Origin of the sequence: Robbsia andropogonis (genome assembly GCF_000970345.1) — a bacterium.
Classification (GTDB): Bacteria; Pseudomonadota; Gammaproteobacteria; order Burkholderiales; family Burkholderiaceae; genus Robbsia; species Robbsia andropogonis.
Genome location: NZ_LAQU01000031.1, coordinates 29,758 through 48,582 on the forward strand (window position 1 = coordinate 29,758; position 18,825 = coordinate 48,582).

General features: G+C 55.9%; 17 protein-coding genes. 11 read left to right on the forward strand and 6 right to left on the reverse strand.

The window, feature by feature from the left end:
* Positions 1–33: 33 nt before the first annotated feature.
* Positions 34–1,416, reverse strand: a complete 1,383-nt coding sequence (locus WM40_RS21085) for a replication initiation protein (protein ID WP_024905317.1) — start codon at positions 1,414–1,416, stop codon at positions 34–36.
* A gap of 1,633 nt (positions 1,417–3,049) precedes the next feature.
* On the opposite strand from WM40_RS21085, the gene folE reads away from it, so the two are divergent.
* The 3 genes from folE to WM40_RS21100 all read left to right on the forward strand — a co-directional run bounded on the left by folE (position 3,050) and on the right by WM40_RS21100 (position 6,098).
* Positions 3,050–3,661, forward strand: a complete 612-nt coding sequence (gene folE / locus WM40_RS21090; protein ID WP_046153892.1) for a GTP cyclohydrolase I FolE — start codon at positions 3,050–3,052, stop codon at positions 3,659–3,661.
* 40 nt (positions 3,662–3,701) lie between these two features.
* On the forward strand, positions 3,702–4,250 hold the full coding sequence (locus WM40_RS21095) for a metallophosphoesterase family protein (RefSeq protein WP_082103080.1): 549 nt from the start codon (positions 3,702–3,704) through the stop codon (positions 4,248–4,250).
* 690 nt (positions 4,251–4,940) lie between these two features.
* A complete protein-coding gene (locus WM40_RS21100) occupies positions 4,941–6,098 on the forward strand; it encodes a porin (protein WP_024905320.1) in 1,158 nt (385 codons plus the stop codon).
* 281 nt (positions 6,099–6,379) lie between these two features.
* Here WM40_RS21100 and WM40_RS28165 read toward each other — a convergent pair whose 3' ends face one another.
* Positions 6,380–7,177: a TetR/AcrR family transcriptional regulator gene (locus tag WM40_RS28165; protein ID WP_024905321.1), complete on the reverse strand. Its 798-nt coding sequence runs from the start codon at positions 7,175–7,177 to the stop codon at positions 6,380–6,382.
* Between the two features lie 474 nt (positions 7,178–7,651).
* Between WM40_RS28165 and arsC the strand changes: the two genes are divergently transcribed.
* Complete coding sequence (gene arsC / locus WM40_RS21110; RefSeq protein WP_046153894.1) at positions 7,652–8,047, forward strand: arsenate reductase (glutaredoxin); 396 nt, start codon at positions 7,652–7,654, stop codon at positions 8,045–8,047.
* A 117-nt stretch (positions 8,048–8,164) separates the two neighbouring features.
* Positions 8,165–8,947, forward strand: coding sequence for a hypothetical protein (locus WM40_RS21115; protein ID WP_024905323.1), 783 nt, complete (start codon positions 8,165–8,167; stop codon positions 8,945–8,947).
* A gap of 71 nt (positions 8,948–9,018) precedes the next feature.
* Here the strand turns inward: WM40_RS21115 and WM40_RS21120 are convergent, their stop codons facing one another.
* Complete coding sequence (locus tag WM40_RS21120; RefSeq protein ID WP_024905324.1) at positions 9,019–9,396, reverse strand: DOPA 4,5-dioxygenase family protein; 378 nt, start codon at positions 9,394–9,396, stop codon at positions 9,019–9,021.
* A 45-nt stretch (positions 9,397–9,441) separates the two neighbouring features.
* Here WM40_RS21120 and WM40_RS21125 point away from each other — a divergent pair, with 45 nt between their 5' ends.
* Together WM40_RS21125 and WM40_RS21130 are read left to right on the forward strand one after the other, a co-directional pair.
* A complete protein-coding gene (locus tag WM40_RS21125; RefSeq protein ID WP_201779159.1) occupies positions 9,442–10,233 on the forward strand; it encodes a histidine phosphatase family protein in 792 nt (263 codons plus the stop codon).
* 88 nt (positions 10,234–10,321) lie between these two features.
* Entirely contained in the window at positions 10,322–11,809 is a 1,488-nt protein-coding gene (locus tag WM40_RS21130) for an MFS transporter (RefSeq protein WP_024905326.1), read from the forward strand.
* On the opposite strand, the gene WM40_RS21135 is transcribed toward WM40_RS21130, so the two are convergent.
* Positions 11,786–12,949 (reverse strand): LysR family transcriptional regulator ArgP, encoded by a 1,164-nt coding sequence (locus WM40_RS21135; RefSeq protein WP_052738440.1) that lies wholly within the window; start codon positions 12,947–12,949, stop codon positions 11,786–11,788. The two genes, WM40_RS21130 and WM40_RS21135, sit on opposite strands and share 24 nt — an antisense overlap.
* A 182-nt stretch (positions 12,950–13,131) precedes the next feature.
* Here WM40_RS21135 and WM40_RS21140 point away from each other — a divergent pair, with 182 nt between their 5' ends.
* Positions 13,132–13,899 carry a LysE/ArgO family amino acid transporter gene (locus WM40_RS21140; RefSeq protein ID WP_046153897.1) on the forward strand — a complete coding sequence of 256 codons (768 nt, stop codon included), beginning with the start codon at positions 13,132–13,134 and terminating at the stop codon, positions 13,897–13,899.
* Between the two features lie 90 nt (positions 13,900–13,989).
* Here the strand turns inward: WM40_RS21140 and WM40_RS21145 are convergent, their stop codons facing one another.
* Positions 13,990–14,943: a class I SAM-dependent methyltransferase gene (locus WM40_RS21145; RefSeq protein ID WP_081765161.1), complete on the reverse strand. Its 954-nt coding sequence runs from the start codon at positions 14,941–14,943 to the stop codon at positions 13,990–13,992.
* A 736-nt stretch (positions 14,944–15,679) separates the two neighbouring features.
* Here WM40_RS21145 and WM40_RS21155 point away from each other — a divergent pair.
* From WM40_RS21155 to WM40_RS21165, 3 genes are all read left to right on the forward strand, one after another.
* Positions 15,680–16,351 (forward strand): hypothetical protein, encoded by a 672-nt coding sequence (locus WM40_RS21155; protein WP_096335631.1) that lies wholly within the window; start codon positions 15,680–15,682, stop codon positions 16,349–16,351.
* Between the two features lie 410 nt (positions 16,352–16,761).
* On the forward strand, positions 16,762–17,175 hold the full coding sequence (locus tag WM40_RS21160) for a hypothetical protein (protein WP_024905331.1): 414 nt from the start codon (positions 16,762–16,764) through the stop codon (positions 17,173–17,175).
* A 137-nt stretch (positions 17,176–17,312) separates the two neighbouring features.
* Positions 17,313–17,786: a response regulator gene (locus WM40_RS21165; protein ID WP_046153882.1), complete on the forward strand. Its 474-nt coding sequence runs from the start codon at positions 17,313–17,315 to the stop codon at positions 17,784–17,786.
* A 25-nt stretch (positions 17,787–17,811) separates the two neighbouring features.
* Here WM40_RS21165 and WM40_RS21170 read toward each other — a convergent pair.
* On the reverse strand, positions 17,812–18,825 hold a 1,014-nt coding region (locus WM40_RS21170), incomplete at its 5' end, for a PAS domain-containing sensor histidine kinase (RefSeq protein ID WP_046153883.1).

Sequence of the window (18,825 nt, forward strand, 5' to 3'; positions counted from 1 at the left end):
ATCCTAGGCCCAGTACCATAACCTGCTACCTTTTCACTCGTCGATATCGTCCGGCGTGGGCGAGTCTGACCGCGACGCGGCGGCCGCCGCGCCACTCAGCAGAAACTGCAACAAGTCCCCGTCGCTTGGTTCACCCCACGTAACGTGAGCGAGCCAGTTAAAAAAACTTTTTTCGGCAACCACAGACGGCTTGCGCGACTTCGAGATCTTTAACTGTTTCAAAGAAACGCTGTCGTTATAGTCTGCCAGCAATTGTGTCTGATCTTCTACGGCAAGTTCGTTGAAATACGATTTCGCAAGCGGCAGTCGATGGGCAATAAAGCGTTCTTTCAGTTCCTTAGGGGAAAGCCCAGCGGCACCGGCCATATTGCCAGTCGCGTCCGCGCCGCGAGATTTACCATTGACGTTCACCTCAGTGGCTTTTGGTGCTCTTCCTGCGGTAACACTTCCCCATCCTTGAGACAGTGCACGACGGAAATAGGCGCCAACATTATCGACAGGCGGCGCGTTCCGCTTGCCCATTCGTTCTTTTAGATAAGCGATCGCCTGCTGCACTCGGTCGACGCCATATTCGTTAACAAGCTTGCGTGCTTCCGATGGAAGAACGCCAAGTTTGGTCACTGCTTGGAGCACTGCCGGGTCCACATCCTCTTCGGACTTCGCTTCGGGTTTTCTGGTGATCGTGAACTGCACTTCCGCTACCGATCGACCATTTTTGTATTCGATCAACTCCACGGTATGGTCAGTAACTTCGTTGACCTCCTTCATGGCCGGAATCAGGATTCGACTCTTGAAGATTTTATATTCGCGATAGGAGCTCTTGTTCGAATCCTGCCCCAGAAAAAGCTCGCGAAACGTCTTCACCGGAATCTTGCCTGTACGGCCAATTCCCTCATAGCGCACAACGTTTTCCCATAGCGTCAGCGAATGACCGCGTTTGAATTGCCGGGTGATCCGCATGTCGATCATTGCGTACATCACTGGATTCAACAGCAATTCACGAATCTGGTCGGAGAAGTTGTAGCGTAGTCGCGATCCATCAATTTCCGCTCCGGATAACAGGCCCGATGCTTTCCAGATGCTGCGACTGTCGGGCATCAAATGATCCCAATTGACGACCGTACCGACGAGCGAGTTAATCGTCGCCTTGACGTAATTGCGGTTGTTGCTGTTCAGCCCAACGTCGTCGATAAGATTGCGCAGTGAGTACTCAAACGTCAACCGCTGATCTTCCGCATTTTGTGCGATTGCATTTTTGATCAACGCGTTGAACATCTTTGCTTGTTGCAACGTGATGGCGCCCGACTTCGGTGCGATATGAACCGCCTGGACCGCTTTCTTGAACGGTTCCGGTGGCTCCGCCGCCTGAAACAATGCGATCTGCGTTTCTTTGCTCGCTCGACTGCCGCTTGCCATGAACTCAACCTCGATATGCGCCGCCACGCATCTTTTGGCGCGGCCAAGGTGACATTATCGCCGATATCGTGCACCAATTGGAATGAATCAGCGGCGCGATTCTCGAACCATAGCCGTTCACCTCAAACGGGAAAACCAGCTGGCGAATTCTTGTAGGTAATTGATATTGTTCTACTATTTTAAAAATGAGATATCACGCGCTGCGAGGCATTCTAACAAGACACGAACCATAGATATGTACCTCAAGCACACGCAAGTGGATTCACGTTATTGTTCGGCGGGCGCTCTTCCACTGCGGTTTCCGCCAAGCGCTTGTTTGATTGACCATAAACCTTCACCTAAGTGCTACGGGTATCCCGTTCGACCGCCGTACCACTTGGCAAAACGAAAAGCAGAACGGGATAAGGAGCAAACAAGCGCACCGATCCAACTGCGACTTTGTGAACCATAGATATTCACCTTTCCATTGGAACGCTGCTCTCTGGAAGCACAGCGGCGTTATCCAAGTAACGCTGTCCTGCAAAGCATCTAAGCGAATCTGTGGTTTTTTCCAGTGGAAGCGACCAAAGTAGTACCCGTAAAGTGATGCGATTTGACGAGTGTCGCTTAAGAATCCATTCGCACAGTCCCTCTAAGCCTGTCGCAAAACGTGATTTCTACTATTTTTTGAGAGGAAATGATCTTAGCCTCGCGGTCCTTTGGCTATAGCGGTAGTGTCGGCCGCTTTACCATAACAATGCACCTTTTGTTCGTACCATAGACATGTACCTTTAGATGGCGAATGCCCATGAAATCGAAGATGTCACGTCTTAGCCCTTTAATTTGAAGGGGAGTAGTCGCCTGTGAGGGACCATAAACGTTCACCTTTACGTTATCCCATAGCTGTTCACCTGTGAGACCCCTTTCAAACCTAGAAATAACATCAAATTTATTTCTTATTACTATGTTTTTATACAATATTTTTCGTCTTACGGCACAGAAATACATCTCCGCAGAGGAAACACACCATAGCTATGCACCTTCGCTACACGGGCTACTTTTGCCGGGGTCATGAAACCAACGTGAACTTTCCCTGCTAAGTAGCTGTTTTTAATTCATTTTTGGAATGCAAGCACATGAGGGTGAAGGGTTATGGTTCTGTACAAATGCACACGTTGGGTTGTGTTTACCTAAGACACTTTACTAGTTTAGTAAACCTTTAGCGCCAATAAGGCATTGAATTTAAAACGGTAATCGTGCTAAAGGTGAACGTCGTTGGTATGGCAGGTTACCTTCGATGGGTGAAAAGAGCTGTGGATATGGTAAATAGGTGCACGGCACTGGTCCGGAGGGGGGTGTGTATATGGTTAATACGTATATCTCTATGGTAGGCACTCGGATCGTGAAGATCCGTTAGGTGAATAGGGAAGTGACAGGGTTGCTGGAATCATCGCGTGCAAAAAGTGGCTGCTCGCACAGTTTTGAACCATAGACATGTACCTATCAATAACCGACGGGAAGACGGTTCACGGCCGCTCGTACTAAGAGGTAGAATAACGCGCTTGCTTTACTGTAAGTGAACGAGTCCCAGGCGGCATGGGATATGATCGCGATGCGGGTAAGTTGGTTGAGCGGCGGCAATGAACAAGGATGGATGGGAATGACAGACACAATCAAACCGACGCGCGAGGAAGCCGAGAAGGCGGTGCGGACATTGATTCGCTGGGCCGGTGATGATCCGGATCGCGAGGGCTTGTTGGATACGCCGTCACGCGTCGTTCGTTCCTACGACGAATTTTTTGCCGGCTACGCTATTGATCCTGCCACTCTGCTTTCCACGACCTTTTCCGAAGTTGATGGGTATGACGAAATGGTCGTGCTGAAGGACATCCGCTTTGAGAGCTATTGCGAACACCATATGGTGCCTATCATCGGCAAGGCACATGTCGCCTACCTGCCAAATCAGCGCGTTGTGGGCTTATCGAAGCTAGCGCGCTTGGTGGATGCTTATGCCAAACGTTTGCAGATCCAGGAAAAGATGACGGTGCAGATTGCCGATACCTTGAATGCGACGTTGGAACCAAAAGGGGTCGCTGTCATTTTGGAAGCTGCGCACCAATGCATGTCAACGCGTGGTGTACACAAAGCGGGATCGACGATGGTTACCAGTCGAATGCTCGGCGCTTTTCGCGAGGATGCTTCCACACGCCGCGAGTTTCTCTCCATCGTGGGGAAAAACGCATCAATACTGGCTCCATACGCTTGATCGTTTTCGGAGTCGGCATCTATTGATGCCGGTATAAAGGATGGCAGAGTCCTATACCATCGGCATCATCTCCGATACCCACGGCCTGCTTCGTCGTGAGGCGGAATTTGCGCTGGGCGGCGTCGACCACATTCTTCATGCCGGCGATATCGGGAATGCGGAAATTCTGCAACGGTTGTCGCGCATCGCGCCCGTCACTGCGATTCGCGGTAATAACGATATTGGTCTTGACTGGGCGGACGCTATCCCCGATGTGCTGGAATGCACATTTGGTCGTCACACTGTCTATCTGATCCACAGTGATAAAGATTTGCCATTTGATCCCGCAGACGCCGGAGTGCACGTGGTTGTATCAGGGCATTCACACAAGCCCCTTATTCGAGAGCAAGCAGGAGTTCTGTTCTTAAATCCTGGTAGCGCCGGCCCACGCCGCTTCAACTTGCCCATCAGCATCGCGCGACTGTCGCTTTCCAACCGCGGCGCTCAAGCCGACATCGTCCTGCTCGACATCCCCCGAACCGGCACTTCCATTACATCGACTGCAACGCGCCGTACGTCGGGCTCGTCTCGGCGTACGACGTCCTCCTGAGCAAGATACAAGACTGCCCAGGTATTCGTGTTACGAATAGCAGGGTCCGGTTGCGCACGTTTTGCCTACGTGCGTTGATCCTGTGCAGAGTTATTTCGGTACAGGTGAACGTCAATGGTACGACTTCATTAAATATCCCTCAGTCTGCCAACCATAGATGTTCACCTTCGATGCACTAGTGACTTTTGCAATAACCGGTCTCGCTAAAAATGGTGCATGGGACACTGACTTTGACAATGTCGCCCAAACGGCTTTAACGCATAGATCGTCTGAAAATGGGTGCGGTACTGGCGTGGTATCGGCACGCTTTTGTTGTCATTGGGCATCGCGACCCGTAAAACTTGATAGGTGTAAACCCTTTGTTAAATTGTTTGGTCAATTACACAAATTTATATGTTAACCGCAAAAACACGCCCCAAAAACGGTAAAAATCGACTAGTCGTTCTCGGCATCCAGGAAGATCACAAGCTAAATTGTTAAATATCTTTTCTGGAATATCAGTTGTTTTTTTTCAAGTCATTGTTCTTAAATACTTTTTCGTTATTTCTCGTTTGCGAAATGATGTATTTCATTTTTGTACCCAATCGTGTATCCAATCGGCGACACGGTTTTTTTTAGTTTCCGTAATTGCAGTGGCAAGCTATCTTCTCATCCGGATTCAACACTATGCCGTTTGGAGAGATACGGAAAATGAAAAACAAGCTCCTGATGTCGACTCTGTCGCTCGCAGTGCTCGGTGCAGCTGGCGCCGCACACGCACAGAGCAGCGTGACGTTGTATGGCGTGATCGACGAGTCGCTCACGTACGTGCACCACGCGTCGGGAAGTAACAATCTCTGGGCGCTGGGTAATTCCAGCGGCGGTAACCTGTCGGGTAGCCGTTGGGGTTTGAAGGGTACTGAAGACCTGGGTGGTGGCCTGAAGGCACTGTTCACGTTGGAAAACGGCTTCAACCCACAGAATGGCACGCTGGGTCAAGGTGGCGCAGAGTTTGGCCGTCAGGCATTCGTCGGTCTGCAAAGCGATACGACTGGCACCATCACGCTCGGTCGCCAATATGATCCGGTGATTGACCTGGTGCAAGGCATCACGGCCGACAATTACTTCGGTTCGGCTTTCGCAACCGCAGGTGACGTCGACAACTACGACAACAGCTTCCGTGTGAACAATGCGATCAAGTACACGTCGGCTGTGTACTCGGGTCTGCAGTTCTCGGGTATGTACGCGTTCGGTAACGTTGCCGGTAGCCAAAGCTCGAAGCAGTCGTACTCGGGTGCCGTGTCGTACGCGAACGGCCCGTTCTCGATCGCCGCTGGTTACATCAAGTCGTTCAACACGGCGTCGACGGCCCGTTCGGGCTGGTCGAGTTCGTCGGACGGTCCGTTTGACAGCTCGATCAACACGGGCTATTCGGCAGCGCATTCGATCGGTATCGCACGTATTGCTGGTCAGTATGTGTTTGGCCCGTTCACGGCCGGCCTGGGTTACAGCAACGCGAAGTACTCGAACGACGCATCGTCGGGCTTCACGACCTCAGAGAAGTACAACACCGGGCAAGGTTTCCTGAACTATCAGGCAACGCCGGCCATGTTGGTGGGCGTGGGCTACAGCTACACGAAGTCAAGCGGCGATACGTCGGCGACGTACCATCAAGTCTCGCTGGGCGCGGACTACAACCTGTCCAAGCGTACCGACGTGTACATGACGGCTGCTTACCAGCACGCCAGCGGCGAGACGCGTTTGAACGCAACGACCGTGACGTCGGCTGTTGCGTCGATCGGTTCGTACGGCTACAACGGTACCAGCTCGCAAACGCTGGTCAACGTCGGCCTGCGTCACAAGTTCTAAGTTTGTAATCCGACAAACCGCGGCGTCGACGATGCCGCGGTACTGTAGGCATCGCGTACCAAGATGTGTCCTTGTGCGCTGTTGCCACAGCTCTGAAGCGCTCGTGTTCAGTTCGAACCGGGCGCTTTTTTATCGACGTTTCAAAGATTTCGATGTTTCATGGGAGGGCCCGCGGCAGCGATAAGAACGCACAAACACAGCATGAGGCGGATAGTATTATTCGCCAGGTCTGCCGGATACCATAGCAGTTCACCTATCGCGCCACGTTACGCGAAAAGAGGTCAGCCAACGCGCAATGCGCTGGCAAGGGCCGGTTCCCACAGGAAACGCGTTGTATGTTCCAGCATGTTTTCCGGGCGCGTTGGCAGATGTGCCTGTAAAGCACGCAGCGTTGATGTCTGCACTGCTTGTGCGAGAACGTCGTTTGCCAGTGCTTCGACGTCGGCACTGTCTGTGGTGACCGCCTCCACAACCGCACCGAAGTGAATGATCAAGTCCTTGATCGTCATGCCGGGGCGTAACAGCAATTCGGATAGCATCGACACCATGTTCTGATTGCCGATCGTGCCCGGCAGCGCATTGAAAAACACTCGTGAACGCCACAACGCCTCATCCCGTGGTACGGTGGGAACGCTGCGAATAAACGTCTCGTCGAACCGTCGGCAAATGCCGCGATATTGATCGCACAGAAACGCACGAATCGGAGTAGACGGGTCCGAGCTGATTCTCAGGAAAAATGCTATGCGATTTGCCGTTTGATCTTTGCGCGTGAACTCTCTCGCCAACGGCAAAATGATTGCCGCGATGACGTGAGTCGGACGGATGTGTTCACCGTTGACTTCTTCCAGCGTGTCCAGGAGCGCACCACGCTCGGCGTAGAGCGGATCCAGTACCCGCGCCAGCATCGCCTGACAGAGCGCCTCCTTTGTTCCAAAATGGTAATTGATGGAGGCGAGATTAACCCCTGCGCGCTCTGTGATTGCACGTAACGTCAAGCCTTCCGAGCCTTCTTCAGCGTAGACTTCCTCCGCAGCATCGAGGATTTTATGTTTTGTGGACGACTGGTCCCGAACAGACATGCCTGCCACCTCCGGAAGCGCACCATTATAAAAAATGTTTAAGCAATTATTATTCCAACAATATCAGAAATGCGCAAACAACTTAATCAGGCGTACGTTTGTACACATTGGAAAAAGCCGTTTAATTATCAGTTAATCGCGGTGATCTTGATGGATCACCGCATGGTCTCTCACTGCGGGAATGGCGCATATCGAAAGAGGCGCGGTATCCATAAACAGGAGGATTTTTTTGAACGACGGCAGCGTGGCGTTCAATGCTCATGCCCTCGATATCTCAAGCGTGTGTCGCGTTGAAGCTGGTCCGGCCGATTCGCGCGCGAGTCCGCCAATAGTGGGCTTTTGTCAGGAGAGGTGAGCACAAACAACGGTACAATTCCGAAGGTCTGTACCGTTTGCTCGGTTGCCGCTTTTTACGCCATTTTGGCGCCCGTGGCCGACGCACATCGCCGCTCTGACTCAACCACTGCCTCCGTGATGCCTGTCAACTCGTCTACATCCGACTCTCCCAATAACGCGTCCGCCGTATCGTCGGCAACCATTTTTCACAATAGTCGCTGCAGCACGTCGCGCAAGACGCTGGCGTTGTTGCAGGAGCGAGGTATCGCACCGGTTATTGTCGATTACCTGAAAACTCCGCCGACACGCGCGGCCTTGAAGTCGATGATCGAAAAAGCCGGATTGTCCGTCCGTGGAGCGATACGCGACAAGGAAGTCCTCTTTGGGGAGTTGGGGCTCGCGGACGCCAGTGACGGGGCGTTGCTGGATGCAATGGTGGCACATCCTATTTTGATCAACCGGCCGTTCGTCGTGACGTCGAAGGGTGTTCGTTTGTGTCGTCCGGTGGAATCCGTACTTGAGATCCTCCCTTGATGCACGGGCATCGACGCGCAGCGAAGGTGTTGCATGCCGCAACGCCACTGCTGTATACGTCGCCATTTTCAGGCTTTTCAAGCCCTTGTTTCTACGTCTTTTCTAGATAATCCTCTCATGTCCGATACCCAACATGCTGTAGCGACGCTGAGCCGCTTGCTCGCGGATGCGCGTCAGTCTCACCAACAGATTCCCGCTGATACGGTGCTGCCTACCTTGGACGATGATGCGGCATGCTATGCGGTTCAACAGGCCGTCTTTGCACTGACCGGTGAGAAGATTGCCGGCTGGAAAATTGGCGCCAAATCACCGGACGCGGCACCGGGCGGTGCGCCGCTGGCGTCGCACGGCGTGCACGGACCCGGTGTGGCCCTCGCGTTCGACGATTTTCCGCCGGTGGGGCTTGAGTTGGAGATTGGCTTTCGGCTTGGCAAGACCTTCGCCGCGCGCAAGGCGCCGTATTCGGACGACGAAGTACGCGCGGCTATCGCGGAAATGGGTGCGACTATCGAATTGGTGGCCACCCGTTTCGCGGGTTGGCCCGACGTGGACAAGCGGGCTACCAGCGCTGACTTCAGCACGCACGGCGCACTGATCGTAGGCAACTTCGTGCCTTATCGCGACGATTTCCCCTTTGTATCACCGCAGGCGCACTTCCGAATCGGGAGCACCGATATCGTGGCCGCGCAAGTGCAAGGCAAGATCAGCAATTCCGCTGGCGATCCGCGGCGCCTCCTGTCGTGGGCGGTGAATTACTGCACGGCACAACTCGGCCTGGATCTGACGCCAGACATGGTATTGACCACGGGGACGTTTACCGGAATGTACCTTGCGCAACAGAAAGGTGAAGTCCGTGGCGAGATTGTCGGACTGCCCCCGGTCGGTTTCGAGTTGGTGTGATAGCTACGCGTGGGCGACGATGCGACAGGTGAACGCCCATGGTGCCCACTTGTTTATACACGGGCCAGTGTTCAACCGTCGAGTGCCGCAAGGTGCAGCGTATGAGAGCGGCCAATCCACATTGGACTGTCGCGATGATCGCGTAGGGCATCGCCGGTGTTAGGATGCACGAATACATCCAATTCGCCATGGTGCAGTGTCAACCAACTCACGATGGCGGCCATGTGGTCTGGGGCAAATGCCAACTGATAGCTCCACTTCGGGTGTGGGCCGACCGTCTTTTCATGGAACCGTCCCATCTCCAGTTGGTTACCAAGGTGCTTCAGGATTTTTTCTCGTAAATGCCAGGCCGTATCCCGGCTGGTTTCATCGAAATAGACATGTGCATGCCAGCTCTTGATGACTTGGATGGCGGAATCGGAGAGGGCGCTTGATGAGAGGTCGTTCATAGTGGGTGAAGAAGCGTGATGCGCCACAATGCAAGAGGCAACGCCATGAGATCCGCCAATAAGCGTAGACGACAATCCTGGCGGCCACGACGCGTTGCTACGGTTTTTCCCATTATCCCAGGAAGCCTTGGAACGGTATTAAGTACGAAAGCGGTCGGGAGCGGGGTAAGTCGTATTGCCCAGCTCCGTGTGCGTCTGCGGCTGGCGGCGCAATGCCTCGCATTGTTGCCGCTGCTTGCTGCGTCATGTGCGGCCAAAGCGTCCGATGTCACGGCGGCCTCCGGCTTGCCCGCGCCCGACGTGGTCGAAACCATCGTAATGGTGCGCCATGGTGAGAAACCGATGCAAGGGTTGGGGCAATTGAACTGCCAAGGGCTGAACCGTTCACTGGCGTTACCAAAAGTATTACAAAGACTGTATGGTAAGCCCGATGTGATCATCGCGCCGAACCCGGCCATATTGAAATCGGACCTGGGTCGTTCGTATGCCTACGTGCGGCCGCTGGCGACCATCGAGCCGACGGCCATCGTCAACGGCATGCCGGTGGAGGTAACACTTGGCTATGACGACCGGGACGGGCTTGTGGACCGATTGCTGGCGTCAGACCTGCAAGGTAAGACGGTCTATGTCGCCTGGGAGCATCGCATCGCCGAACAGGTCGCCAAGACGTTGATGAAGCGGTTAGGGACTTCCGAGGACGTTGTGCCACGCTGGGGCGGGGGAGACTATGACAGCATCTACGTGGTACGTGTGACCGGTGTGACGGGGCAGACCCGGACCGCGCGGTTCGCGCATGACCATCAGCACCTAGACGGCGTGTCGACGCGTTGTCCGTGACGCTCCTCGGACGAGAGGTCGCGGTATTTATCTTCGGGTGAATGGGTCTGCCAGCGCGTGTCACGGGTCATTGACGTATAGTCGGGATATGAACAAACGTCTCGCCAGTCTGGCCGCCATCCCGTCGTTCATGCCGTTGGCCGGTGCGGTCCTGCTGCTCGGCATTGCGATGTCATTCACCGCGCCTTATCTGTCGCTTTTCAGCATTGAGCGCGCAGGAATGACCCCGCTCCAGTTGGGCATCTTCATGACCGTCAATGCCGCTAGCGGCGTGGTCGCCAGTACCATTGCCAGCAGATGGTCCGATCGGCGGGGAGGACATCGTGCATTGCTGATAGGGGCATTACTCGCCGCGGCATTGGGCTATGTGTTCCTTTGCTTTATGACCAACTATATCGGCTTGCTGGTGATTGGCGTTGCATTCCTCGGCACGGGTGGATCCGCGATTGCGCTGGTGTTTTCATTCAGCCGTGTCGGCCTGCCTTTTCGTAGTGACGCAGAACGGGCGTTTACAACCGCATCGTTGCGGACAGTCTTATCGATGGCATGGGTATTCGGGCCGTCCGTTGGCGCGTTGATTCTTGCCGCTACCAATTTCTACGGCCTTTTCCTTTTTGCAGCCGCGAGTTTTGCCGGATGTGCGGCTATTGTCTATCGCATGCGACCGGTCTCCGTATCGATATCAAAGGGTGCATCCCAGGGATTTCAGGCCACGCGGGCCGCGATGCCCGCAGCTGCTGATCGACCTGATCATGCCGCGATGATCCGCCCTGGTGCGGCGGCGATCGATATGCCCAGTCGTAGCGGGGCGACTGGCGAGAACCCCATGGATGCAACCTCTGTTTTCGCTGCGGGGAAGGTGGACGATATCGGAGGAACCTTGGAAGCGCCTGCCACGGCGGTAGCAGGCCGCGTGGACAAGGCAGCATTGTGGCGCGCGATCGTGGCGCTGACGCTGTTAGGGCTTGTAGCGAACGCGACGATCATCGTGCTGCCGCTGTACATCGTTCAGGGCATGCACGGCACGCGCATCGACGTTTCCGTGATGCTTGGCCTGGGCGCGCTGTTGGAAATACCGATGATGTTGGCCTTGGGAGCCCGTAGTGATCGCTTGAACAAGTTGAAGTGGCTGGCGGCCTGTGCGGCGGTGCATACGGTGTACTTCATTGCCGTCGCACTGGCCTGGCGCATCGGCATCTTGATTCCCATGCAGGCATTGAGCGCGTTCGTCGTGGCGGTGACGTCCTGCCTGGGCATGGTGTATATCCAGGATCTGATGCCCGCGACCCCGGCAGCGGCAACCGCCTTGTTCTTCAACGCTGCGCGGGTCGGTTCGATCATGTCAGGGATTCTGTCGGGTGTAATGGTCGGCACATTCGGCTATCAGGGCACCTTCCTCGGATGTGGGGTACTGGCGTTCATTGCGCTGTGGCTGTTCCTCAATCCGTCCTGGTTCAAGGACGTCTTGCGTGCCTGGCGTCGAGACGGCTGGCAGGGTATTGCTGGCCAATGCGAAGCATGGTGGGGACGCATCAGGCATGCACTTCGCGGTTTAGCGCACCGCCGGCGGCGTTAAAGCGGTGCCTGACGCGGACCGTGACGGGGCCCTGGTATGCAACTCGTCCGGCGCCCATGGTTCGAGTACTGTCCCGGCGATGCGTTCGACGGCACTGCTGAGACGTTGTAACACCGGCGAACGCAACGCCCATCGCTGCCAATACAATGGCACATCAACACCATCATCGCGCCCTGAGCGCGTGATTTGGCGCAAGATACCGTCCGCGATCAGGGGCGCCGCCATTTGTATCGGCAACATGCCCCAGCCCAGGCCGAGTCGGAGTGCCTCGATGAAACTGCTCGTGGTAGGGATGCGATAGCAGGGCGCAGCGCGGCTTCCAGGAGTGCTGTGTTTCAGGCGACTTGCCGCGGCGCCAGCGGCATCACGGGTCTGGTCGGCAGATTTTCTCAGCATATCCGCGGCTACGGACATCGCGTCCCCGGGGGCGGCGGGTACCCAGGAGGTAAGGAAGCGCGCGTGCAGCGCATCCTTCTTGTTGAACTGGATAAACGGCGCGCATGACAGGGCGGCCCAGGAATCGATATCCGGCCCGGGTGTTTCCAACACAGTCAGCCAGCGCCGGTGAAATTCGGGTGCCGCAACCGCGATGTAGCGCATGACGCCGAGCGGCGTCGCAGTGCAGCCTTGGACTGGTTGCGGCTCGGCCGTGACCGCACCGATGACGCTGCCGTCACGCAGTAGCGCCGTTGTATGGTCCTGATCGTCCACCTGGATATGCAACACGATCGCCGGACCGTCGTCCTGCGCACTCGCCACCGCATTGGGGACTGCCATGAACCACGTATCCAGTGAGTCGGCATTAACGACCACGGGAATACGCACTGGCGGGGCGGCACCGCCGGTAGCGTGCGGATCACCGTCCAGCCCCGACAGACCTTGCAAACAAGCCAGTGCCTGCAAGGTCTCCGCTTCGAGCATGTCAATCTGCTCGGCGTGCCGCGCCAGTTCCGCACCAGCTTCTGTCGCCACGCAGGGCGTGCCGCGTTTGATCAGGACCTGGCCCAGGCGTTCTTCCAATTGCCTTACACGCTGAGAAATGGCCGGTGCCGTTACATGCAAAATGCGGGCGGCGCCATCAAAGCTGCCCTCGCGTAGAACGGTGACAAAGGCACAAAGTTGAGCGCGGTCGATCTGCATGGAAGGTTGGTTGGGCGGTGATGCGGTAAGACCGGTGGCTACTTAAGAAACGCTAAGGTGGCATAACAGACTTTGCGTTGTCCCGGCGCCGGCGTGCCGCTATGCTTGCCAATTATAGAAGCGTTCCCCTGGGTGCCTTGTGTGCCGCTTGTATTTTCTTCCCGATGCCTGCGCTGTTTTCGATGAATCTTCCGCTTTTCGAAGCCACCCGGCACATACTGCCTTCGCTTGCTTCTGGCTTTGGCCTGACAGCAGGCCTGATCGTGGCGATTGGTGCGCAAAACGCCTTTGTCTTGAAGCAAGGCGTCCAAGGCCGACACATCGGTCCGGTCGTGTTGCTGTGCTGTGTGTATGACATAGCCCTGATCGTGTGCGGACTTGCCGGCATGGGTACGGTGATTCTGGCGCATCCCGCTTTGGTCGACACCGTACGCTATCTCGGCGCGGCGATGTTGGCTGTCTATGGTTTGCGCAGTTGGCTTGCCGCGTGGCGTGGCACATCGGCTCTATCAATGCAGGCGGTTCCGGAATCCCTGCCACAGGCCGCGCCCCCCTACTGGTCCGCGCCGGTCTGTGCTGCCACCGGTGCCGCAGGGGCGGTATCCGCACGCCAGGCGGTCATCCGGCGCGCCGGCCGGCATGAATCGCCATCCGGCTCGCTGCGCGCGGTCTTGCTGAGTGTAACGTTGCTGACGTTGCTGAACCCGCATGTCTATCTGGACACGGTCGTCTTGTTGGGAGGGGTGGGCGGAACGTTGCCCTGGCCCGAGCGAGGTTGGTTCGGCGCTGGTGCGATGGTCGCCTCCTGCGTGTGGTTTGTGCTGCTTGGATATGGCGCGCGGCGGTTGAGCGGGTGGTTCGCACGCCCTGTCGCGTGGCGTGCGCTCGATGCGATGATCGGTTGTGTGATGTTCATTATCGCGGCGTCGCTGCTGATGGCGCACTTCTGACGCCGGAAGACACGCGACGCCGTGTGTCAATTGCGCATGCCGCGGACTGCTGGAAAATGCCGCACGATGCGCCGGTTACCCGCTACTGATTTACTTTTCGCTGTTGGCGTTGGCATCGGTGGCCGGCTGTCCGCTGTAGAATCGATGATGCATATCGGCCAGGCCAAGTGTATCAAGTACTTCACGCAATCGATTGGCGGGACGGGTACGCGGCAGGTCCTTGTATTGCGCGATGATCAATTCGTTCTTCATGGAATGTTCCCACCCCACGAGTTCCGTGACGCTGACCTGATAGCCGTGCGACTCTAATTGCAGGCAACGCAATACATTAGTGATCTGGCTACCGAATTCCCGTGTATGCAGGGGGTGGCGCCAGATTTCCGTCAGTGGGTTCGACGCCAACGCGGCGCCCTTGTGCTTGCGCAGTACCGATGCCACCTCGGCCTGGCAACAGGGCACCACGACGATCGATTGGGCACCCTTGCGCAGCGCAAAATCAATGGCGTCGTCCGTAGCGGTGTCGCAGGCGTGCAGTGCCGTGACGACGTCTACTTTCTCCGGCAAGGCACGACTTTTCGTGGCATCGGCAACGCTTAGATTGAGAAATGACATCCGATCGAAACCGAGCTCGCTCGCCAATTCGCGTGAGCGTGTGACCAGTTCTTCCCGGGTTTCGATACCATAGATATGCGAGGCGTCGTCGATGGCCTTGAAAAACAGGTCGTAAAGTATGAATCCAAGATAGGACTTCCCCGCGCCATGATCCACCAGCGTAACCGCACCGCGCTGCTGTTGAATGTCAACAAGCAACGGCTCGATGAATTGGAACAGGTGGTAGACCTGCTTCAGCTTGCGCCGACTGTCCTGGTTCATTTGACCGTCACGGGTCAGGATGTGCAACGCTTTCAACAAGCCGATCGACTGTCCCGGACGGATTTCATACTTATCCTGCCGGTCGTGTTTCTCTTGCTTGACCTGCAACTTGCCGGATTTATCGGCTGTGCCTGACAGGGACGCGCGGGAGGGGGCGGATTGCTTAGCCATCGGAATGCGGGAAAACATCAGGGAGAAGGACCAAGCACGCCAGCGCAAAGCAGGCATGCATGCTACGACAGGGAGGGTTTCAAGCCGTCGAAGCAGGAGAGTGTCACATTTTAACAAACTGCGGACCTACCCCCGATGGATCGGGATGCCGTGTTGCGATGTTGTCTGGTTTCCAAACAAACGGCTGAACCGACGAGCACGTCGTGCAGCGGCATGGCGGGCATCGTTTGTCGGGATCTCATTGTGTGCGATGCCTGAGCCGGACGGACACACGGACCTGTCACGACCCATCGCATCACACCTGAATGAATTGTTCATAGCATGATCGAATGACAACGTGGGTACGCACCGTCTGGTGAAGTTGTCTGTTGTTTTTTTGGTTTGACCAGCATGCATATTCACCGCATGCTCCGATCAGAAATATCCGGGACGTGTCGTATGTTCGCATTCCCCATCGCGAATAGACAGGTCGGGAGTCGTTGCGCCATTTCATAATTATATTTTCGAGATAAGTCATCTGTTATGACTGATTCGTTAATAGCGTTATGGGGCACGGGTGCGGATAAGCAGTGTCGAAAGGTGAAAAGCGGGGCGAATCGCCTTCTGCTCAAGTGATGAGTGGGTCGACTGATTCAGTAAAGTTCCCTGCTGCTTCCGCGTGACGGTATCGCGTGGTGACGTGGCGAATGGCTGCCGCTCGTTTGGCATGCTTTGATTGGAGTGCATCTTGAAAAACATGGAAATGCGTACGGTAAAAAACGCGGCTGCCACCGCAGTGTTGTTGGCGCTAGGATCGATGGGGCTGCCCGCGCAAGCACAGGAAGTGTATGTGCAGGGCGGTACACAAGGTGGTGGATTGGGTGCGTCGTGGGGCATCACGAGGTATTTTGGTGTTCACGCGGACGTTAATGGTTATAACCTCTCCCATTCGTTTAACGCGGGTGGTAATAAGTTCGATGGCAAACTGCAAGTAAGGCACCTGGGCGTGTTTGCCGACGTATTCCCATTTCCGTCTTATGGTTTTCGCGTGACGGCCGGTACGTTGATCAATCGTGATCGGATGAATGCGACCGCGGTGCCGACAAATGGCAACTACTACGTTAGAGGCGTTGCCATTCCAGCTGCGCTTGCCCAAGGCCAGCAATTGAGCGTCAATGCCCGTTTCCCGACTTTCATGCCTTATGTGGGTCTGGGCTGGGGGCATCAGCCTGTGCACAAGGGATTCGGTTTTGTCGCGGATATCGGTGTCGCGTACGGCCGCCCGCGTGTCGGTTTCCAAGAACCGTCTGTCCTTACCACGTACATAGCGCGTTCCGCGATCGATCAGGAAGAAGCCGATATCCGTAGCAAAATAGAACGCTATAAGTGGTATCCGATTGTGCAGATCGGCGTCAGCTATCATTTTTAAAAACGATACATTCGCCTGCGAATCGGCGAAATACGGCATCGATCCTTACTCTCATGCGTTGCTGCAACAAGACGCGCGGCCTTTCTGGCGGAGTAGTGATCGGTGCCGCTTGCCATTTGGGATCATGTAGCCTGGAACGAATTGTGCGTTGACCGTGCTGTCTGCTTGACGTGTCGTGAGTGCGGCACATGGCAGTGGTGACCAGCCCATGAAGAACGTTGGTGCATCAAGGCGTTCGGAAGCAAACGGTGTGTTTCCGATGCGATGGCAACCTCAACCGTCATCCGAGTAACGTAACGCATTACGTAACATTCGGGAACGTCATGTCCCATGGGGCAGATGGCCCCAGGTGACAAGGCCCTGTTTGCGTGCCGCGTTTGCTCGTGTGTCAGCCCGGAGTGCAAGCTGCGATGATTTTGTCCGAATACTGCAAGGCGACCTTGTTCTGTCTCGTTTTCGACGGTCCCGGGCCGCGTACCGTTGTCTATATCCAGGCTGGCACCAAGGTTGCCGCCATTCGTAAGGCAATGGACGTCATGATTTGTCTTCACGACGTCGGCATCAGTGAGGTTGCGATGACGCATGTCGCGTCGTATCACGATTTGCTCGCCGAAGGTCGTGCCGAGGTCGAGAGTTTCCGCATTTTCGAGGCGCGCTGGTTCAGCGACGGTACGGAAGAATGGGTATGTTCGCCGCTGATCCTGAGTAACGATTCGACGTTGCTGGGCGCATGGGCCGCGTTGCAGTATGAAATTGCCGCAGGATATGTCGAGCAACTGCCACCGCGCTCACTGCTGGATTCAGGCAAGCCGCCAGTGTCCTAAGCGCGAGCGCACCGGGCGAGCTCTCGCGGCTTTGTCGAAGCGAGAAAGCATCGCGTGTAGAATCGGGTCGTGCAGCGTCATCCGGACGCGCACGGTAATCGCGCCCGCACCGTGGATGCGCGTCTCTCGAGACTGCCATGCTGAAGCCTATCCTTCTGGTTGAAGACAATCCGCATGACCTCGAGTTGACGCTTATCGCACTCGAGCGCAGCAACCTTGCGAATGAGGTCGTCATCGCTCGAGACGGGCAAGAGGCGTTGGATTACTTGAGCGGAGAAGGTGGTTGGGCCGGCCGCGAGCCGGGCAACCCGGCGGTTATCCTTCTCGATATGAAGCTGCCCCGGGTAGACGGATTGGAAGTCCTTGCGGAAGTGCGGCGTCGTGGTGACTTGGCGTCTATTCCTGTCGTGATGTTGACGTCATCTAAGGAAGAGCACGACTTGTTGCGCAGTTATGCCTTGGGCAGCAACGCCTACGTCGTAAAACCGGTGGATTTCCAGGATTTCATTTCGGCTGTGTCCGATCTCGGGATTTTTTGGGCAGTGCTCAATGAGCCGCCACCCGGGTCGTTACGGGTGACGCGCTCCGCGCCGCGTGATAGCGAGGCTTAGTACCCAGTGATCCAAGATCGTGCGCTCAAGCGCGATAAATCGGCAGACGTACTGTGAAAGTGGCACCATGGCCAACGCCGTCGCTTGCAGCGGTTACGGTGCCATCGTGGCATTCGACCAGATTGCGCACCAGCCACAGCCCGAGTCCCAGCCCTCCAATACGTCCCGCATTCGTGCTGCCTAGCTGCTGGAACCGTTCGAAAATGCCATCCAGTGCGTCCGGGTCGATGCCCACCCCATGATCACGCACGCGCAGGCACGCCATGCCATCTTCCACTCGCACGGACACCTCCACGGGACCTTCGCGACTAAATTTCATGGCATTGGAAAGCAAATTCCAGACAATCTGCCGCAGGCGGCTTTCATCGCCAAGCACCACGCATGATTGCAACGCCGGAGTGACAAGATCGAGGCCCCGTGCTTGTACGTCCGGTCGCATTTCTTCCGCGACCAATCCGGTTAATGCCCCAAGGTCGAGCGGGATGCGTCGCACGGACATCTTGCCGCTAACGATGGCGCCGGTGTCCAGTAAATCGCCCACCATCAGCGATAGCTGACGCGCGTTGCGTGCAATAACGTCAATGCCCTGGCGAATTTTTTCGGGATCATGCACCCGTTCCAGCAGTTGCGTCCACGACAGAATCGCGTTGAGCGGAGAGCGGAGTTCATGACTGACTGAGGACACGAATCCGTCCATGGTGTCGACGCGGTCATCGCTGCGCTGGCGCGCACTGCGCTCCTCGCTGAGTTGCGATTCCTGCGCCAGTTCCAGTTCCTTGCGCTGGGTAATATCCAGCATCAGCCCGAGCACAGCCTCCAGCACACCGTCTTCGGTGTATCGCCCAGATCCGCGAACAAGAATCCAGTGCAGGGAGCCATCGGGTCGACGCGTCCGGCAATCGATTTCGAAGAAAGTACGTGCGGACAGTGCGTGATAGATCGCATCGCGCATCCGTTGCCGATCGCGCGGATCGATAACCGATTCGAACAATATTTTCTCGGTTAACTCGGCATCCCGCGTCAATCCGAGATTGATTTT